Annotated in this window: 17 protein-coding genes; 4 read left to right on the forward strand and 13 right to left on the reverse strand. The window is 46.7% G+C overall.

From position 1 onward, the window contains the following. Window positions 1–57 precede the first annotated feature (57 nt). Together O9H85_RS03565 and O9H85_RS03570 are read right to left on the reverse strand one after the other, a co-directional pair. Window positions 58–1,410 carry an ABC transporter substrate-binding protein gene (locus O9H85_RS03565; protein WP_269879924.1) on the reverse strand — a complete coding sequence of 451 codons (1,353 nt, stop codon included), beginning with the start codon at window positions 1,408–1,410 and terminating at the stop codon, window positions 58–60. 19 nt (window positions 1,411–1,429) lie between these two features. Continuing rightward, window positions 1,430–2,302 carry a carbohydrate ABC transporter permease gene (locus tag O9H85_RS03570; protein ID WP_269879925.1) on the reverse strand — a complete coding sequence of 291 codons (873 nt, stop codon included), beginning with the start codon at window positions 2,300–2,302 and terminating at the stop codon, window positions 1,430–1,432. A gap of 448 nt (window positions 2,303–2,750) precedes the next feature. Here O9H85_RS03570 and O9H85_RS03575 point away from each other — a divergent pair, with 448 nt between their 5' ends. The 3 genes from O9H85_RS03575 to O9H85_RS03585 are packed head-to-tail and all read left to right on the forward strand — an operon-like array spanning window position 2,751 to window position 5,087. Further along, the gene (locus O9H85_RS03575; RefSeq protein ID WP_269879926.1) at window positions 2,751–3,908 is read left to right on the forward strand and encodes a GntR family transcriptional regulator; all 1,158 of its coding nucleotides are present in this window, start codon (window positions 2,751–2,753) and stop codon (window positions 3,906–3,908) included. A gap of 30 nt (window positions 3,909–3,938) precedes the next feature. Further along, window positions 3,939–4,235, forward strand: coding sequence for a PHP domain-containing protein (locus O9H85_RS03580; protein WP_269879927.1), 297 nt, complete (start codon window positions 3,939–3,941; stop codon window positions 4,233–4,235). 18 nt (window positions 4,236–4,253) lie between these two features. Then, window positions 4,254–5,087, forward strand: a complete 834-nt coding sequence (locus O9H85_RS03585) for a metallophosphoesterase family protein (protein WP_269879928.1) — start codon at window positions 4,254–4,256, stop codon at window positions 5,085–5,087. Between the two features lie 112 nt (window positions 5,088–5,199). On the opposite strand, the gene O9H85_RS03590 is transcribed toward O9H85_RS03585, so the two are convergent. The 6 genes from O9H85_RS03590 to O9H85_RS03615 all read right to left on the reverse strand — a co-directional run bounded on the left by O9H85_RS03590 (window position 5,200) and on the right by O9H85_RS03615 (window position 11,636). Beyond that, window positions 5,200–5,517, reverse strand: coding sequence for an NIPSNAP family protein (locus O9H85_RS03590; RefSeq protein WP_269879929.1), 318 nt, complete (start codon window positions 5,515–5,517; stop codon window positions 5,200–5,202). A gap of 798 nt (window positions 5,518–6,315) precedes the next feature. Further along, window positions 6,316–7,779, reverse strand: coding sequence for an alkaline phosphatase family protein (locus O9H85_RS03595; RefSeq protein WP_269879930.1), 1,464 nt, complete (start codon window positions 7,777–7,779; stop codon window positions 6,316–6,318). Between the two features lie 13 nt (window positions 7,780–7,792). Next, window positions 7,793–8,494 (reverse strand): 2-phosphosulfolactate phosphatase, encoded by a 702-nt coding sequence (locus O9H85_RS03600; RefSeq protein ID WP_269879931.1) that lies wholly within the window; start codon window positions 8,492–8,494, stop codon window positions 7,793–7,795. A gap of 44 nt (window positions 8,495–8,538) precedes the next feature. After that, window positions 8,539–9,888, reverse strand: coding sequence for an ABC transporter substrate-binding protein (locus O9H85_RS03605; RefSeq protein ID WP_269879932.1), 1,350 nt, complete (start codon window positions 9,886–9,888; stop codon window positions 8,539–8,541). Window positions 9,889–9,936: 48 nt separating this feature from the next. After that, window positions 9,937–10,764, reverse strand: a complete 828-nt coding sequence (locus O9H85_RS03610; RefSeq protein WP_269880148.1) for a carbohydrate ABC transporter permease — start codon at window positions 10,762–10,764, stop codon at window positions 9,937–9,939. A 5-nt stretch (window positions 10,765–10,769) separates the two neighbouring features. Then, window positions 10,770–11,636 (reverse strand): carbohydrate ABC transporter permease, encoded by an 867-nt coding sequence (locus tag O9H85_RS03615; RefSeq protein WP_269879933.1) that lies wholly within the window; start codon window positions 11,634–11,636, stop codon window positions 10,770–10,772. A gap of 230 nt (window positions 11,637–11,866) precedes the next feature. Here O9H85_RS03615 and O9H85_RS03620 point away from each other — a divergent pair, with 230 nt between their 5' ends. Next, window positions 11,867–12,757: a LysR substrate-binding domain-containing protein gene (locus O9H85_RS03620; protein WP_269879934.1), complete on the forward strand. Its 891-nt coding sequence runs from the start codon at window positions 11,867–11,869 to the stop codon at window positions 12,755–12,757. A gap of 135 nt (window positions 12,758–12,892) precedes the next feature. Here O9H85_RS03620 and O9H85_RS03625 read toward each other — a convergent pair whose 3' ends face one another. The 5 genes from O9H85_RS03625 to O9H85_RS03640 all read right to left on the reverse strand — a co-directional run bounded on the left by O9H85_RS03625 (window position 12,893) and on the right by O9H85_RS03640 (window position 15,773). After that, window positions 12,893–13,867 (reverse strand): aldo/keto reductase, encoded by a 975-nt coding sequence (locus tag O9H85_RS03625; RefSeq protein ID WP_269879935.1) that lies wholly within the window; start codon window positions 13,865–13,867, stop codon window positions 12,893–12,895. Between the two features lie 86 nt (window positions 13,868–13,953). Further along, window positions 13,954–14,715 carry an SDR family NAD(P)-dependent oxidoreductase gene (locus tag O9H85_RS03630; RefSeq protein WP_269879936.1) on the reverse strand — a complete coding sequence of 254 codons (762 nt, stop codon included), beginning with the start codon at window positions 14,713–14,715 and terminating at the stop codon, window positions 13,954–13,956. After that, a complete protein-coding gene (locus O9H85_RS37640) occupies window positions 14,712–14,990 on the reverse strand; it encodes an aldo/keto reductase (protein ID WP_409348095.1) in 279 nt (92 codons plus the stop codon). The genes O9H85_RS03630 and O9H85_RS37640 overlap by 4 nt, the downstream gene beginning before the upstream one ends. 239 nt (window positions 14,991–15,229) lie before the next feature. Next, complete coding sequence (locus O9H85_RS03635; protein ID WP_269879937.1) at window positions 15,230–15,562, reverse strand: hypothetical protein; 333 nt, start codon at window positions 15,560–15,562, stop codon at window positions 15,230–15,232. A 37-nt stretch (window positions 15,563–15,599) separates the two neighbouring features. Then, complete coding sequence (locus O9H85_RS03640) at window positions 15,600–15,773, reverse strand: hypothetical protein (protein ID WP_269879938.1); 174 nt, start codon at window positions 15,771–15,773, stop codon at window positions 15,600–15,602. Between the last annotated feature and the right edge of the window lie 158 nt (window positions 15,774–15,931).

Below are 15,931 nucleotides of genomic sequence, written 5' to 3' on the forward strand. Positions count from 1 at the left end.
TATAATGCAAAAGTTGAGGGCAGTCCGTTTCCGATAACCGCCCTCTTAAAACATCAGTTATTTTTTGAAGGGCTTCAATGCTGCATCGATTTTGGATTGAGCATCCGCCAAACTTTGGTCAACGGGAGTTCCGGCCGTAAATACGGAATCTATCGAGTCTTGCATCGCTTTACCTACATCTGCATTATTGTGGGTTGTAAGCCAAGCACCGGCATATTGAAGCTGGTCTTTCGGCACTGCGGCTTGCGGAAATTTAGCCAAATATTCCTGAAAGGTCGGGACGTTGTAAGAAGATTTGCGTGTCGCCACATACCCGGAATCCGTGCTCCACTTCGCAGCCTGCTCGGGAGACGTCATCCAGCGAATGAATTCCCAGGTCGCCTTTTGTTTTGCGTCGTTCGTCTTAAACATATAGAGGTTGCCGCCACCCGAAGCCACGGCATATTGTTGCCCCGCAGGCAGAAAAGCCGTCCCGAAATCAAACTTTGCATTATCGCGTATAAACGCCAAACTTCCTGAGGAATTATAGATCATTGCGGCCTTACCGGCTACGAAATCGGCCGGCAGAGTTCCCCCGTTGGCCAGTTTTTCGGGGATAACCTTATCTTCTTTTGCCAGCTTCAACAAATAATTTATCGCGTTTTTCGTTGCATCCGTATTGTATTTCACTTGCGTTCCGTCTTGATTTCCGACTTGTTTATCACCGTTCATTCCCTGCATCATAAGCGCCTGAAAAATCCAAGTATCATTTTCTACGATCATCCCGCCCCATTGAGTTACTTGGCCGGATGCATCCTTCTTCGTGAGCTTTTTAGCGTAAGCCGAAAATTCCTCCCAATTGGCCGGCGCTTTATTGGGGTCAAGACCGGCTTCCTTGAATGCTTCCTTGTTAAAGTAAAGCAGCGGAGTGCTTCGTTGATAAGGAATCGCCCAGAGATGGTCGCCTTGTCCCATCTTTGCTTCCGAAAGCAATCCGGGGAAGAAATCGTTGATATACGCATCGCCGTCTTTGTCATTCTTTACATAAGATTCTAAGGGTACGATGGCTTTGATATCTTGCAACCGGAGCACATCCGTAGCTGACAGGACGGCTACATCGGGCATATCTCCGCTTTTAACCGCTGCCTGCACCTTCGTGATCGTTTGATTATAATCGCCGGAGTAAACAGCCTCTACGTTAATGTTGGGATGAGAATCGTTGAAGCTTTTCACATAGGCATCCATGACTTTCGTTAGTGGGCCGGCAACGGCTACAGGGTAATAAAACTTCAAATTCACTTTTTGCGCGGTCTCTGTTCCTTTTTGAGCCTCGGGCTGCGTTCCCGTTGCGGCTCCGCCATTCGAGCATCCTGCTAGCATTGAGGTGGCTAGCACGGAGATGCCTGCCATTTTGAACATGTTCTTTTTCATTTCGATTTACTCCTTAGGGTTAGTTATAGTGGACTTTTTTGTCAAATACAAAGTAATTCAGCATCATAATACACGATAAGATTACGGCTAAAATAACCGTTAATGTACTCGCCATACCAATGTCCCAGTTTTGGAATGCGGCTTTATAGATGTAGTAAAGCAGCGAAATGGTTGCGTTATTCGGCCCTCCGTTCGTTAAAATATATATCTGATCAACCGATTGCAGGGAATTCACAAGGGCAATGACACTAACGAATAATGTGGTCGGGCCTAATAGAGGCAGCGTGATTCGCCAAAAGATGCGCCAGGGCGAAGCTCCGTCCAAGCGGGCGGCCTCATAAATCTCCCTAGGCAGCTGCTGTAGGCCAGCCAAGTAAAGAAGCATAAAGAAGCCGGCCTCTTTCCATAACGTGATAATCATTAGCGACGGCATCGCCGCATGTACATCCCCCAACGGATCCCAACTCTGCTTGTGAAACCAGCCCATGACTTGGCGGATAAGTCCGATGTCCGGGTTCAGTAGGAACAGCCATATATTAGCTGCCGCAATCATCGGCAAAATATGCGGATAAAAAAGCATGGTGCGGTAAAGAGTGGTAAACCTGACCCGATTGTGAACCATCACTGCGAAAAGGAGGCCCAGGCCCACACCGGTTGGGACGGTTCCCGCCGCGAACACGATATTGTTGATGAACGACTTCCAGAAAAGCGGCTCATGCAGCACAGTCGCATAATTTCCAAGCCCGTTAAAGACCGGGTGATCACCGGTAGCTATATTGGACTCATAGAAGCTTATGATGATCGCATGTATGAACGGATAGTAAGAAAATGCGATAAAAAAGATCAACGCCGGAATCAGCATCAAATATGATCCTATAATTTTATTTTTCATATGATCTTCCTTTCCGAATAACGACAATCGTTTGGCATTCGTAATTCCTGCCGTACAACTCAATTCTTGCCGCTATTTTTTCCTCTGAATAATAAATCGTAATCCCCTCCGGACTCTCTGGCTAGTGATTTAGCTGCTTTTTTTAAAAATGAGGAAATGGGTAATCGATTTCTTTTTAGATAATAGATGTCTTACGGCAGAATGGATAGATCCAGCGGAAGCAAATCGAACTTGTATACTTATCTAATCATAATATACGTGTGCTCCTTGTTTCTCACCTTACTAACTGTAAATATAGATTTCCGTAGGATAAACGTCAATTTAAATATTTGTAAAGATAAATTTATAAGGTTTTGTAAAGCCGCTGAATCCTTATTTACACGTGAGCCGTTTAAGTTATATATTTGTCATGTACAATTATACTGGAAGGTTGGAAGTGATAAACAATATGTCCAAATCAGTTAAGCGTGTACCTCTTTACAAGCAAATCGAACAGTACATATTCGATCAGATGCGCTTGCACGATTGGAAGGCCCATCATAAGCTTCCTTCGGAAACGGAATTGGCCTCGTTATTCGACGTTAGCCGCCTTACGGTGAAGAACGCGCTTCTTAATTTAATGGACAAGGGTCTTGTGTACCGAATTCAAGGCAAAGGCTCTTACATTTCCGATATGTCCGGTGAGCCTGTACTATACGAAGCAAGCCCCGCCGATAATAAGGAGAAATTCATTGCCCTCATCCTTCCCTTGGCGAAAACTATTCGTTCCCTCCACCTGATCAACGGGATAGAGGAAGAATTATCGAAGCACGGATACCATCTGTTATTATGCAAAACGTATAATTCCAAAGAGAAGGAAAAGCAGGTACTGCAGGATGTCCTGCGGTTAAATGTAGCGGGGATTATCATTTATCCCGTGGAAGGAGTAACGTACAGCGAGGATATTTTAAGGCTTACTCTGAATCCATATCCACTGGTAATCGTGGACCGTTACCTTAGAGGGATAGAAACGAATTGCGTTTTTTCCGCCAACTCAAGAGGAGCCTACGAGGCTATTTCCCATTTGATCCAGCTCGGACATACAAAAGTCGGCTTCGTATCTACCGAATCCAAGGATACCAGCAGCATTGAGGATAGGCTCGCGGGCTACGAGCAAGCGCTTGCTGATTTCAAGCTTCCCGTTGAGCACCGAATGAGAAGGACGCAATTTCAATTGGATCAGGTCAACCTCATGATAAGCGAGGGAAGGATCGACGATTCGGTCAAAAGCGAAATACAGTCTTTTATAAAGCAAAATCCCGATATGACCGCCATATTTGCCGTCAATTCCGCACTCGGATTATCCGTTATCGAGACCGCTTCGGATATGGGTATCCGCGTGCCGGAGGACTTATCCGTTTGTTTCTTCGATGATTACGAATTTTCCACGTTTTCCAGAATAGCTCCAACCTGTGTCCTGCAGCAGGAGCATCTGGTCGGCCAAGAAGCGGTAAAGCTTATCCTGTCCTTCATTGAAAATCCTGACCAGGAGCGCCGCAGAGTGGAGATTCCGACAAAATTGGTCATCCGGAAGTCTACCGCTCCGATGGGAGTTCATGCGCCCTAACCTAATCCATAAGGAGAATGAAAATGAAATTTGATTTCCATACTCACCATGATCGATGCGGGCATGCTCAAGATCATAAGCCAATCTAACGTGGCGATTGAAGTTAATACGTCAGGTAAATTAAACGACTGCATGGCCTGGTTCCCATGCGATACCATCTTGGAGAGAGCTCTTTACTACGGCGTTAAAATCACATTCGGTTCCGATGCGCATCAGCCTCAGCGCGTAGCTGACGATTGGGACTTGGTAAGAACGCGGCTGCGGGAAATCGGCTTTAAAGAATGGGCTGTTTTTCGAAACCGTAAGCGAATCATGTTGGATCTGTAAATTTGGGAGGAATACTGAATGTTGAAAATTGCACTTATGGGCGATCTGCATTATCCTGCTGTTACAAAGGAAGATAATCCCTTGTTAATCGAGGCCAGAGATCAATTTTTTAAATATTACTTTCAAACTTTCCTGGAAACGGAAGCGGATTATCATATCTCAATAGGGGATATTACCCATCTTGGAATCAGGGAAGAATTTGAAGCTATTCACCATTATGTGAGAAACGGCAGCAGAAACTTCCGATTTGTGTTAGGCAATCATGATATTTTGGCTTATCCGAAATCAGAGCTCTTACAGTATACCAATCAACCGCGTTATTCTGTGATCGAGACGGATGAGGCACTGCTCGTATTCTTGGATACAACTAAAGAATTGGAGCTGCACGGGTGGGGTTTGGATGCGGAGCAATGGGAATGGCTTCCGGAACAACTGCGGCGGTCCGAAGATAAAGCTTTGATGATATTCGCCCATCACCCGGTTCCGGGCACCACGTCGAGCTCACCGGGTACGGATGCCCCGTTTGAACCCTTCCAGGACATCCGCCCCCTTTTGTCATCGCATAAGGGAACCGGACTTTACTTTAACGGTCATACGCATACACACTCGATAGTAGAAAAGGACAGCTGGCACTATATCCAAACAGCAGCGGCTATATGCCATCCTTCCATAAGGATCATTGAATTGAATAATAATCAAGTACAAATTAAAAGCATTGAGCTTGATGATGAACCCTTTATGAGAAACCGTCAATACCTGCACGATCACTTAAAAGGTTTTCATCGTCCGAAGGGAACCATTTATGAAAGCAAGGATCTTTCTCATACGCTAACGATTAATAAGAGGAATTGAAGCAGTGCATATGATAAGAAAAGGACAGGTGGAGTCATCAAGACCTCCCCTGTCCGCGTCATCGATCAAACCGGACTTTTCCTAAAGTTGTATTCCGCTTGCTATTTCCTCCCTATCCTTTAAAATAATCCGCTCGTTTCATAAAAACCTGTTCAACGCGTTCGACAATTTTTCCGTCCAGCTCGGATTTTTGTTTCACTTCGTTCCACTCTTCGTCTTGCGAAAAAGTTTCCCACTGTCTTGTCCGCTCTTCCATGCTTTCGTATTTCATCGTGTAATACAGCTTAGGATGTTCCTCCAAATCCTCCCAGAAATCACAGACCTGCATGCCAAGTCTGGCAAAAATACCAAGCGTATGATCGGAAAAACGCTTTCGAATCGCATCTATTCTTCCTGGAAGAATCGTATAAATTCTCAACTCGTAAATCATTCATCATTCACGTCCCATCATTGAAAATTTTCAATTCTGATCAACTCCATTTTCAATTATAGATGGTTATTTCTTTTATGAGAAGGAGTGAATAAATTTATACTAAATTACTTGAAGTTAACCCTTGACCTTTCCCTATGATCCCGCCATGGTCATGGCTTGCTTTTCCACTTACTTTTAAAGCGTGGAAGATCTCTAAGAGCTGAGTGGATAGCGATACTTTTCAGCGTGGATGCAGGGAGATGAAAACCGTCCGGAATGAGTCCCGCCCACAGACGATCATCAGCTAGCTGAGCCCAAATATAATTCGGATGACGCTTAATATACGGATGAGCCCCATTGCCCAAATGCGTACTCATCGTAGCCCCAGCTCGAACAGCTGCCTGAATTTGCTCCTTCGAAGCATTGCAGTGGCCTATAGAAGCAACAATCCCCAATTTACATAATTTTTCGATGAACGCAATGGCTCCATTTTTTTCGAAGCCAAGGTCACTTTGCCAATACGCCCGCCGCTAGCTGCGTTCCACTCTAAAAATTCATTCCAGTTCCGGATTCCAAAGAATAGAATAATAGGCAAGAAATTATCACCGCCGATGCAGAAGTTTTGACATGGGGCGTTCTTGGATTCGACGGTAATAGTGCCACCCAAGTAGCACAACAAGCTGCCGATAGGAAACCGACAGCTTGTCATTATCTCTCCGAGATCACGATCGTAATGAAAGTGTTTACTTGAAAGGAATGAAGTGGATTGGTCGCGGGTATGAAAACAGAAGTGCCAACAATTTGTTTCTTAACTAATTAGCATCCGACAACGTAATTTGTTCGGTTGACGGTTAATACATTCAAGCCTTTAGCGGATTTCAAACCACTCTCCACTTTAGTCTTCTTTACTTCAGGTTCCTGTTGAAGCCCCTTAATAAGCTCCGGCTGAAGCGCTTCGGCGAGAATTCTGCCGTCGAAGCCGGATTCCGATCGAAGTCCGATCAAATGGCAAACTGTAGGGGCAATATCGACAATGCCGCAAGGAATATTGGAAACGTAACCTTGCTTAAAGCTGCTGCCGACACCCATACAAAAAGCTTGAATATCGTAAGGACTAACCGTGCCGTGCGTCGATAGAAGTACCGATGAGGAAGTGAGCGTCTGTGTCGTGCCGGGTATGCCGTATTCGTTCGCCGCATCATTCCATTTCGGTTGGATTGCTATCAGCGGGGCGCGGTTATGCGAAATCGGTCCCAGCAAAAGCTCCAGCGGCAGTACGCCTCGCAAATCGACGAACTCCGACGGTCCTGCAAACACAAGCTCGCACCATTCTTGAGCTTGCAGCCACGAGATGAGAGCTGCGACATCTTGATTGGAAAGCTCTTGTTCTGCAGCAGCGTACACATAGTGGCCGGTTGTGACAAACTTTGACTGCAGCCCCAATTCGTCGCAAGCTCTTTGGATATGACCCTGCAGCGATCCCTGCGCTCGCACCGTAGAATGTCCATGGTCGCTTATCAAAAATATGTCCAGCTGTTCGCTTAACCCTTCCCGTTCCACGGCTTTGAGCACCTCAGACAGACAATGATCGATCAAGCGCAGCGCTTCTTTATTTTCCGGAGACCCCAGCCCGTAGTCATGCTGGCTTGCGTCAGGTTCGGATAACCATAGCACCATGACTTGATTATCCGGATTTTTCAAATGAATGTCGGTCAGCGCCCTGGCCGCCCACAAAGCGCGTTCCTTCTTCACTCTACTTCGCTCTTCGGGAACGTTCCCCAACTGGTTATGCAGCTGCTCAAGCTTGCTTACTCCATACCATGAGGACGGATTTACGACCAATTCCGGATGATTCAGGTTCCATAAGAGCGATGCACCCGGCGAGCTGGAAGCGGCAACGGCGAGACATTTCCCATGTTCATGCAGCCGATCTCCCAAGGTCGGACACAAGATGAACGGCTCGGACTTCATCCGACTGTAGGACAACAAGTGCTTGTCGTTTCCGGTTTGGACCAACCCGTCTTCGCCAAATCCGGGTACATATTTCAGATTGCCTACAACGCCGTGACGGCCGGGATAAACCCCGGTCGTCAAGGTGGTCATGCTGACTCTCGTTTCCGACGGATAAGCGGCATGAAACGAAGTGAACAAGGTCCCGCGCTTCATCAGCTCGGCGTAGGTTGGCATAAGCTCAGGATCGAAACTATCCGGCCGCAGCCCGTCCGTCCCGATAATCAGTATGCGGCGGTTTGCCGCATGGCTCTCAGCTTGAAATACCATAGTTGTGCCCTCCTCACGATAAGACATTTACTTTACGAAGCTTCACCAAAGCATTTCCGAACGGCTCCGCTTTTAAAACAAAAGGAAAGCGATCCAAACTTAAGCATAAATCAAAATCTTCAGGCGGAGCGGATGCACCGTCGCGAGTATCCAGAAACTTCCCGGTCTTGCTTTCGTGACGCATAAAACGGACGATTTCGGCAAAATCGTTAGGCTTGCCTTCCAAAGCATTTTTAACATAGTTAGCGAATAACGTATCTTCATCCGCCTCTTCCACGGCTTCCCACCCCATGCAAACCAATGATACGAAATCCGGATTTTTCTCGCGGATGTAATTGATGATGGCCTGCGCGTTGACAAAGCCTCCCGTAATAATCTCATCCGCGTGTATCGCGTTGACAATACCTTGTGTGCCTGCACTGGTCGTATGCACAATGGTTTTTCCTGTAAAATCGACGGATTGGACGGCAAACGGGGAATTGCCGTAATCGAATCCCGGTTGAATCAGTCCGCCGCGTTCCCCTATAAGAATGAACTCAGGGTTGGCTTCCTTTAGTTTATAAGCCGTATCGATGCTGCCGACCGGAAGCAAATCTTTAACTCCGCCCGCTGTCAAATAGCAGGCGACAGAGAAAGCCCGGAATACGTCGATAATTACGGTCAAGCCTTTCGCTTGTCTAGCCCCATCAACAAAATGATAAATATTAATTTCCATAAATAAATGATGTCCTTTCCCATTGTTTGAATGCAATCCGCTATTTACTTTATGAACGCTCTAATCTTGTCCGCCGCTTCCTTCATTGCTTTCTCAGCAGGGATATTGGTGGTAACTGCTTTTTCCATCGCTTTGTCAAGCTCCGTCTCAATCCGTTTCGTCTGTTCGAGCGAGGGCACTTCTTTGGCATAATCGAGCTGCTTCAATGCGACGGTAAAGAGTGGTTCCTTTTTATAAAACTCTTGCATTTCCGGTGACGTTTCTGCAGATACTCGAGTCGTTAAATAACCGGAATTTTGCGAAAAGAAGATGGTTTGCTCCTTGGACATCATAAATTTGATAAATTTCCATGCCGCATCCTGCTTTTCCTTGGACGTCTTAGCCATGATCGCAAAGTTGGCGCCCCCCGTCGGGGTCGCATACTCATTGAATTTCGGCATGAAAGTGGCTCCAAGCGGGAATTTCACGTTGTTCATGATGGTCGACAGACTGGCTGTACTGCTGATAAAGAAAGCGACTTTTCCGTTGTAGAAGCTCGTCTCCAAGCTTTGACCTGCGCCGGAGCCGCTTGTGCTCGTCCCGCCGACAGGGGGCATCATGGACTTATCTTTATTGACCATATCTACCCACAGCTGCAAACCGCGCGAAGCTTCAGGCTTATCCAGCAAAACGGTCTTCATGTCTGGTCCGAGCACATCGCCGCCGGCGGACCAAATCATGGAATAATCGTACCAGCCCGACATGCTGGCCGCAAAGCCGAAGCGATCCGTTTTCCCGTTCGTTACGACCGTCGCTTTTTTCGCCGCCGCAACCAGTTCGTCCCACGTATGCACCGGATTTTCCGGATCGAGGCCGATTTCCTTTATAATATCTTTGTTGTAATACAAAATCGGCGTGCTGCGGTTGTAAGGAAGCGTATATTGCTTGCCGTTCAAAGCAGTGTTGACCATCAGGCCTTTTTTCAGGTCGGCGGCGTTAAAATCTTTATCGGCATTGATATAGTTGTCGAGCGGCAGCAAAGCACCGTTTTGGGCGAACGCCGGCCATACCCGTGTATTCAATTGTGCAACATCCGGTACGCTGCCGGCGACGACGGCAGCCTGCAGTTTTTCCCCGGTAACATCATAGCTTTGCTGGAACACGGGTTTCACCACAACTTCGTTTTGCGATTTGTTGAAATTGTCGATCTGCGTCTGGAGTACCTTCCCCAGCTCGCCGCCCATAGCATGCCAGAACTCGATTTGGACAGGTCCTTTGTTGGTTGCCGCAGCCGTGCTTGAACCGCCTGAGGAAACGGGGGCATTTGCTGCGCCCGTAGCGGCCGGCTTGGCGCTGGAACAGGCTGTAGCAATCATTGTGAGGGCAGTAAGCGCAATGATGGATTTCTTGTTCATTAAGTAGACTCCTTTTTGTGCTTTTTTGATGTAGTGTGTACTGCGGGATTATTTTAAGCCTGTTGTGGCGATCCCTCGAATAATATGCTTTTGCACGATGACAAACGCGATAATGAGCGGCAAAATAATCAGCGATGAAGCGGCCATGACGACATTCCACTGAGTTCCTTGGCTCCCGCCTTCATCCGTGATCATGCTGGCCAGGCCAACCTGGAGCGTTCTTAATTCCTCGGAGTTTGTTGCGACCAGAGGCCAGAAAAAATCGTTATAGTGTGAAATAATACTGATTAAAGCGAACGTAAGAATCGAAGACATCGATAACGGAACCATGACATGCCAAATGATTTGCAGATGGTTGCAGCCATCGAGCGTCGCCGCCTCTTCCAATTCTTTCGGAACCTGCAGAAAAGCTTGTCTTATCATAAAAATGCCAAAGGCGCTGGCGCCAAACGGAACGATCAAAGCCCAATACGTATTAAAGATTCCCAGCTGCTTTATGACAAGGAAATTTGGAATAAAGGTGACATAAATGGGAACCATCATGGTAGAGAGCACGAGCAGAAACATGGCTTGCCGTCCCTTAAAGCTCATTCGGGCAAAAGCGTAAGCGGCGAGCACAGAGCTGACCAACTGAAAGACGGTAATCAAGATCGTCATCGATACACTGTTTCTAAAGTAGGTGCCGAACGGTGCGGCTTTCATCACCTCAGCAAAATTCGACCAATGCAGTGTTGCCGGGATAAATTGCGGCGGATAAACGAAAACCTCGTCGTACGCCTTGAAGGAGGTAACGAACATCCAAATAAATGGAAGCGCCATGAAGAGCGAAAGCACGGACAAAAATGCGACGATCAGCGAATGTTGCAGCGTCTGCATGTTTTTCAAGAGTAATGCACCCACTTTTTGGAGACGTATACCTGCAGCCAAGTGATCATAAACAAGACGAGAAACAGGAACACGGACACGGAGGACGCGTAGCCAACCTCAAAAAACTCGAAGCCGAATTGATATAAATAGTAAATGAGCATGTTTGTGCTGTCCGCCGGCCCGCCATGGGTCATCGTAAACACCATATCGAAATCTTGGAACGAAGCGATGATCGCGACGATCATAATGAACAAAATATAAGGCGAGAGCAGCGGCAGCGTAATTTTGAAAAAAATTCGCTTTTCGCCGGCTCCGTCGATTCGGGCTGCCTCGTACAGGTCTTCGGGAATGTTTTGCATCCCGGCAATGAGCAGAACCGCATAATATCCAACGACTTTCCATACTTTCGCAATGATCACGGCGGCCATCGCCCAACCCGGTTTGGTCAGCCACGGGATTTGCGGTGCTCCGAACAGCCCCGTAAACCAGTTGATTAAACCGAAATTCTGGTCGTACATCCAAATCCATACTGTGCTGACGGCAACCATCGGCGTAATGTAGGGCAAAAAAATCAAGCTTCTGAAAAGACGAATGCTTCTGATTTTTTTATCGAGCAGCACCGCAAGGATCAAGGCGGCGGCAATCGTAAATCCGACGGAAAAAGCTCCGAACACCAGTGTGTTGTTAACAACTTTCCAAAAATCTGCGCTGCTTAACATCTTTACATAATTCGTTATGCCGACCCAATTGAAATCGACCGAAATCAAATTCCAATCGGTCAAGCTAAGCACAAATGTCATAATCAGCGGCAGCAGTACGAAAATAATGAGAAACGCCATCGCAGGAAAAACGAATACGTACGGCGTCAAAATGCGGCTCAAGCTTTTTTTTCTCCGTGACATTCTCATCGGCGCATCTGCCTGTACTCTCTTTAAATTATTTGCAGCAATGTGCCCCTCCACGTCTTCAGCTCCTTTCCGAATCTTTAACTTCATTTTAAGGTTAGTTTGTAATACGAAAATTAACGTGAATTTAAGTAAAAATTAATATATGAGTGATATTTATAAGCTAATCTATAGATAAAATCTATAGTTCAAGGAGTCGGATATCTATGTTTAATTTGCAGCAGTTGAAAATATTAGTGCTGCTTGCCGAACATAAAAAGCTGACGGTTGTAGCGGGCCTGCTCAATATCAAACAACCGTCCGTCACATTTCATATGAAGAAGCTGGAGCAAGCCGCAGGAGTTCCGCTTTTTATTCAAAGGCACAAGCTCATTTTTTTAACGGAAGAAGGCAAAGCGCTGCATCATTTTGCCTCCCGCATCGTCTCGTGGACCGAAGAAGCCCAACAGGTACTTTCCGATTACGCTCATTTTAAAAAGGGGAAAATTATCGTCGGATCGAGCAATACGCCGGCAACGTATTTCCTTCCTAAGCTGCTTGGAAAAATGCGTGAAGTTTATCCCGAGGTAAATATCATTGTGCAAGTGAAAAACTCGCCGCAAATCGTGGACATGGTGAAGAAGTTTGAAATTGATTTTGGTCTTGTCGCCGAAAACAAAATCGTTGATCCTGATCTCGTCATTACTCCTTTGGTTAATGACGAGCTTGGTCTGGTTGTTTATCCGGGTCATCGGCTTGCTGATGTCGAGAAAATAGGACCTGAGCATCTGCAAAACGAATATTGGATTTTGAGGGACCAGGATTCGTCTTCACGCCGGATGATGGAAGTGTGGGCCGGCCAACAGCTAATCGAAAGCAAAGGCGACATTGAGCTCGGGACTACGGAGGCGATCAAACGCGCCGTCATTTGCCGGTTGGGCATTTCCCTGTTATCACGGTTAGCCGTTGAGGATGAGGTGAGGAACGGCCAGCTGATTTATAAAAGTTTGGACTCAGGGTTGTTGTCCAGAGGCATATTTTTCATCTACAATAAGAACCGGTTTATGACGCCGATCGTAGAGGAGTTTATTGGTTTCTTCGAGTCGATGCGGTTTTAAACGAGATGGGGTTCGCTTTTCACATTGAAAATGGTCGATTGTTTCGGGGTTCATTCCTCCACATAAGAAAAATTAATAACGCCCAACCGATGGTTGAGCGTTAGGTGTGTTGATTAAAAACATCCCTAAATCTAGCTATTGTAATGATTCCTCTCTGCGATCTGTTGCCGGCGGCGGAGTTATCGAAAGCTCGGAAATTTCCTGGCGCCATTCCGGAGTCATCTGTATTTGCAGTGCCGCAAGAGAAGGCTCAAGCTGCTCCACATTGCGAGCTCCGATGATTGGCGCCGTCACCGCCGGATGAGACATGACCCATGCTACGGCAAGGGATGCCGGATGCAGCTCACGCCTCCGTGCATATTCTGTGAATCGTTCCGCGATCTGATAATATTGGCTGTCGCCATAACGCAGATTATACGTCTTCTGCTCAACTAAACGGCCTTTAACCTCTGTATTGCCGGATCCGTATTTCCCGGTCAACAATCCGCCTCCGAGCGGGCTGTAGGAAATAACACCAACCTTCTCGGACTCCGCTAATGGCAGAATTTCCACTTCCGCCTGTCTTTTGGCTAAATTGTACATGGGCTGAATGCATTCGAATCGGGCAAGGCTTTCCTTGGAGGAAATGCCGAGTGCCTTGGCGATTTGCCACGCGGCCCAATTGCTGACAGCCGGATAAATAATTTTCCCTTGCTGCTGCAGATCGTCCAAGGCCCTCAGCGTTTCCTCCATTGCCGTATTGGAATCGAAATGATGGACAAAATACAGCTCCAGACGATCGGTATTTAGTCGCTTTAAACTTTTTTCAACCTCGAGCATTATATGCCTGCGAGATAACCCTCTTGCGTTCACGTCTCCCCCGGTTGGCATACACACCTTGGAAGTGAGCACCAATTCATTACGGCTGCCGGCAATCAATTTGCCTAGTATTTCTTCCGAACGACCTTCGTTATATACGTTGGCCGTATCGAAGAAATTGATCCCTAACTCCCGACACCGCTTAAACATGGCAGCCGATGCTTGTTCATCGGCTGCACCGCCAAAAGACATCGTCCCGAAGCAAAGGCTGGAAACTTGAATACCCGATTTTCCAAGAGTTCTATATTCCATTTATATACCCCCATAGATGATGCGATTGAGTATCACTTCAAACCTATTCCGCAGCAACAAATATCTCGCTATTTAATAGAAATGCTTCATATCGCCGGCATTACGTTGCCGCCATTCACCGGAATAAATGCTCCCGTAATAAAACTTGCCAAATCCGATGCCAGAAACGCTACCACATTGGCGATTTCCTGATCGGTGCCGCGGCGTTTCATTGGCACCTTGCTTTCATACAATTCTTGGATTTCCGTATGATTTTCACGATCCTTGTCGCTAATCGTCCATCCCGGAGCGACCTGGTTAACGGTCACCTGATGCTCACCAACTTCCTTCGCCAGCACCCGGTACAGCCCGTCCATCCCGCGTTTGCCGCTCACATAAGCGGATTGGGAAGGGAAATTTTGCATGGAGCATTCGGTATTGATGCCGATGACCCTACCTTTTTTACGTTTCACCATGTCCGGTATGAAAGCCTTCGCGAGTAGTACGCTTTGCAGTACACACGATTCAAACTGGCTGACGTAGTCTTCCGTCGGCTGATCGAGCACCGAAGTCCATTTGTACTGAACGACGGCATTGGCAACAACAATATCTACCTGCCCCATAACTTCGAGCGCGCGCTCCTTCATTGCGGTGACCTCATCCGCTTTGGTCACATCGGCTTGAATCGTCATTGCGCGGCGACCCATGCCTTCGATTTCAAGCGACAACTCGGCCGCCTTCGACTCATTCCGAATATAGTGAATGATAATATCAGCGCCGCAACGAGCGAGCGTTCGAGCCATAACGCGGCCAAGCTGGCCCGAAGCCCCTGTAATAAGTGCTGTTTGACCTCTCAAATCGATATTCATATGGAGTCCTCTCTTCGTTTTGCTAATTTTCCAATCGTTCTTTCTCCAGAACAAAAACGGCAATCCCCTGCCAATGGCAGGCCCCAGAATAGAATACCTCGGGTGAAGAGACTCGAATTTGCCTTACGGAAAGCATCACTTCCAAATAAAGGAACATTGTAATTGTTTACGCCTACATAGCACACTTTGCCGTCTTGTACAAGCTTATCCATAGCCCAGATGGTCTCTTCCGCCGGAGCGTTCACAGCCGTATCCGGCAAGTGCATTTGATACAAATCGATTTATCGGTTCCGATACGACTTATCAACGATTAATCTGACAATATCAATTATAAAGAATCATTCCTGTCATGAGAAGGAGTGAATAAATTTATATTAAGTTACATGAAGTTAACTTCATTAAATCGAATACGATGTCCCAGACTGCTTGGCTTTAAACGCTCAGATTGCAGCCCATAGTCTGAAAGTATATCCACTGACGAGATAATGCCACGGTGCCTCATCAAATTGGCAGATTACTCAAGGTTTATGGTGACGTTCTCGTGTTCTGGGATAATCTTTAATAACCAATCATAGATCGTTGGACCTTCGCCATTTTTGGCGTGTTTAAGTTGTTCTCCTACCCATTCCTTATTACTGGGATAACATCGTTTTAATCGCTCTTCAAGCAATTTTATTGTTTCAGGGTAGCCAAGATCTAAGTTTGCAATCTTATTTGAAGGCTGTCTTTGTTGGGAGGGATTCACCAAGGATACATAGCCTGCGAAATGCCGCAATCCGGGGATAAAATAATTCACAAGGATCAGCTTGTCGCTATATCGATCAAACCATGTCGTCATTTCCGTCATACGTTCCCCGTTCAGGAAAAAGAACCTGCCGTATTTTTCAAAGAAAGGCGTACCGAGTTATCGGGATATGAAAGCTTCCAAGAGCTGTCTTGTGACCGGATATCGCCATAGCCAGTTCCCCGGGGAAGGGCAAAGCCAGCGATTCGGCAAATAATCCGAGAAATAATACGTAATAACCATACTGCTCAAAGAGATGGGTGATCCATTCCATAGCTACGCTCCTCACAGGATGAACTTCATTTACTTTACCCAGTGTAGCTAACCTGCGGAATCCCAAAACAGCCCCGGTTTAGTATTGGAACTGGACTTTGGTCTGTCTTATATTAGCAGAAAAAACCGGGATCCCTCTTGGACCCCGGCCAATTTGCC

Origin of the sequence: Paenibacillus gyeongsangnamensis (genome assembly GCF_027533625.1) — a bacterium.
Classification (GTDB): Bacteria; Bacillota; Bacilli; order Paenibacillales; family NBRC-103111; genus Paenibacillus_G; species Paenibacillus_G gyeongsangnamensis.

Excerpts from the sequence above, each read along its gene's own strand:
- O9H85_RS03600 (WP_269879931.1), bottom strand. The coding sequence starts at position 8,494 with ATGGAAATTAATATTTATCATTTTGTTGATGGGGCTAGACAAGCGAAA.
- O9H85_RS03605 (WP_269879932.1), bottom strand. The coding sequence starts at position 9,888 with ATGAACAAGAAATCCATCATTGCGCTTACTGCCCTCACAATGATTGCT.
- O9H85_RS03565 (WP_269879924.1), bottom strand. The coding sequence starts at position 1,410 with ATGAAAAAGAACATGTTCAAAATGGCAGGCATCTCCGTGCTAGCCACC.
- O9H85_RS03620 (WP_269879934.1), top strand. The coding sequence starts at position 11,867 with ATGTTTAATTTGCAGCAGTTGAAAATATTAGTGCTGCTTGCCGAACAT.
- O9H85_RS03635 (WP_269879937.1), bottom strand. The coding sequence starts at position 15,562 with ATGACGGAAATGACGACATGGTTTGATCGATATAGCGACAAGCTGATC.
- O9H85_RS03585 (WP_269879928.1), top strand. The coding sequence starts at position 4,254 with ATGTTGAAAATTGCACTTATGGGCGATCTGCATTATCCTGCTGTTACA.
- O9H85_RS03570 (WP_269879925.1), bottom strand. The coding sequence starts at position 2,302 with ATGAAAAATAAAATTATAGGATCATATTTGATGCTGATTCCGGCGTTG.
- O9H85_RS03625 (WP_269879935.1), bottom strand. The coding sequence starts at position 13,867 with ATGGAATATAGAACTCTTGGAAAATCGGGTATTCAAGTTTCCAGCCTT.
- O9H85_RS03595 (WP_269879930.1), bottom strand. The coding sequence starts at position 7,779 with ATGGTATTTCAAGCTGAGAGCCATGCGGCAAACCGCCGCATACTGATT.
- O9H85_RS03575 (WP_269879926.1), top strand. The coding sequence starts at position 2,751 with ATGTCCAAATCAGTTAAGCGTGTACCTCTTTACAAGCAAATCGAACAG.
- O9H85_RS03590 (WP_269879929.1), bottom strand. The coding sequence starts at position 5,517 with ATGATTTACGAGTTGAGAATTTATACGATTCTTCCAGGAAGAATAGAT.
- O9H85_RS03630 (WP_269879936.1), bottom strand. The coding sequence starts at position 14,715 with ATGAATATCGATTTGAGAGGTCAAACAGCACTTATTACAGGGGCTTCG.
- O9H85_RS03610 (WP_269880148.1), bottom strand. The coding sequence starts at position 10,764 with ATGCAGACGCTGCAACATTCGCTGATCGTCGCATTTTTGTCCGTGCTT.
- O9H85_RS03640 (WP_269879938.1), bottom strand. The coding sequence starts at position 15,773 with ATGGAATGGATCACCCATCTCTTTGAGCAGTATGGTTATTACGTATTA.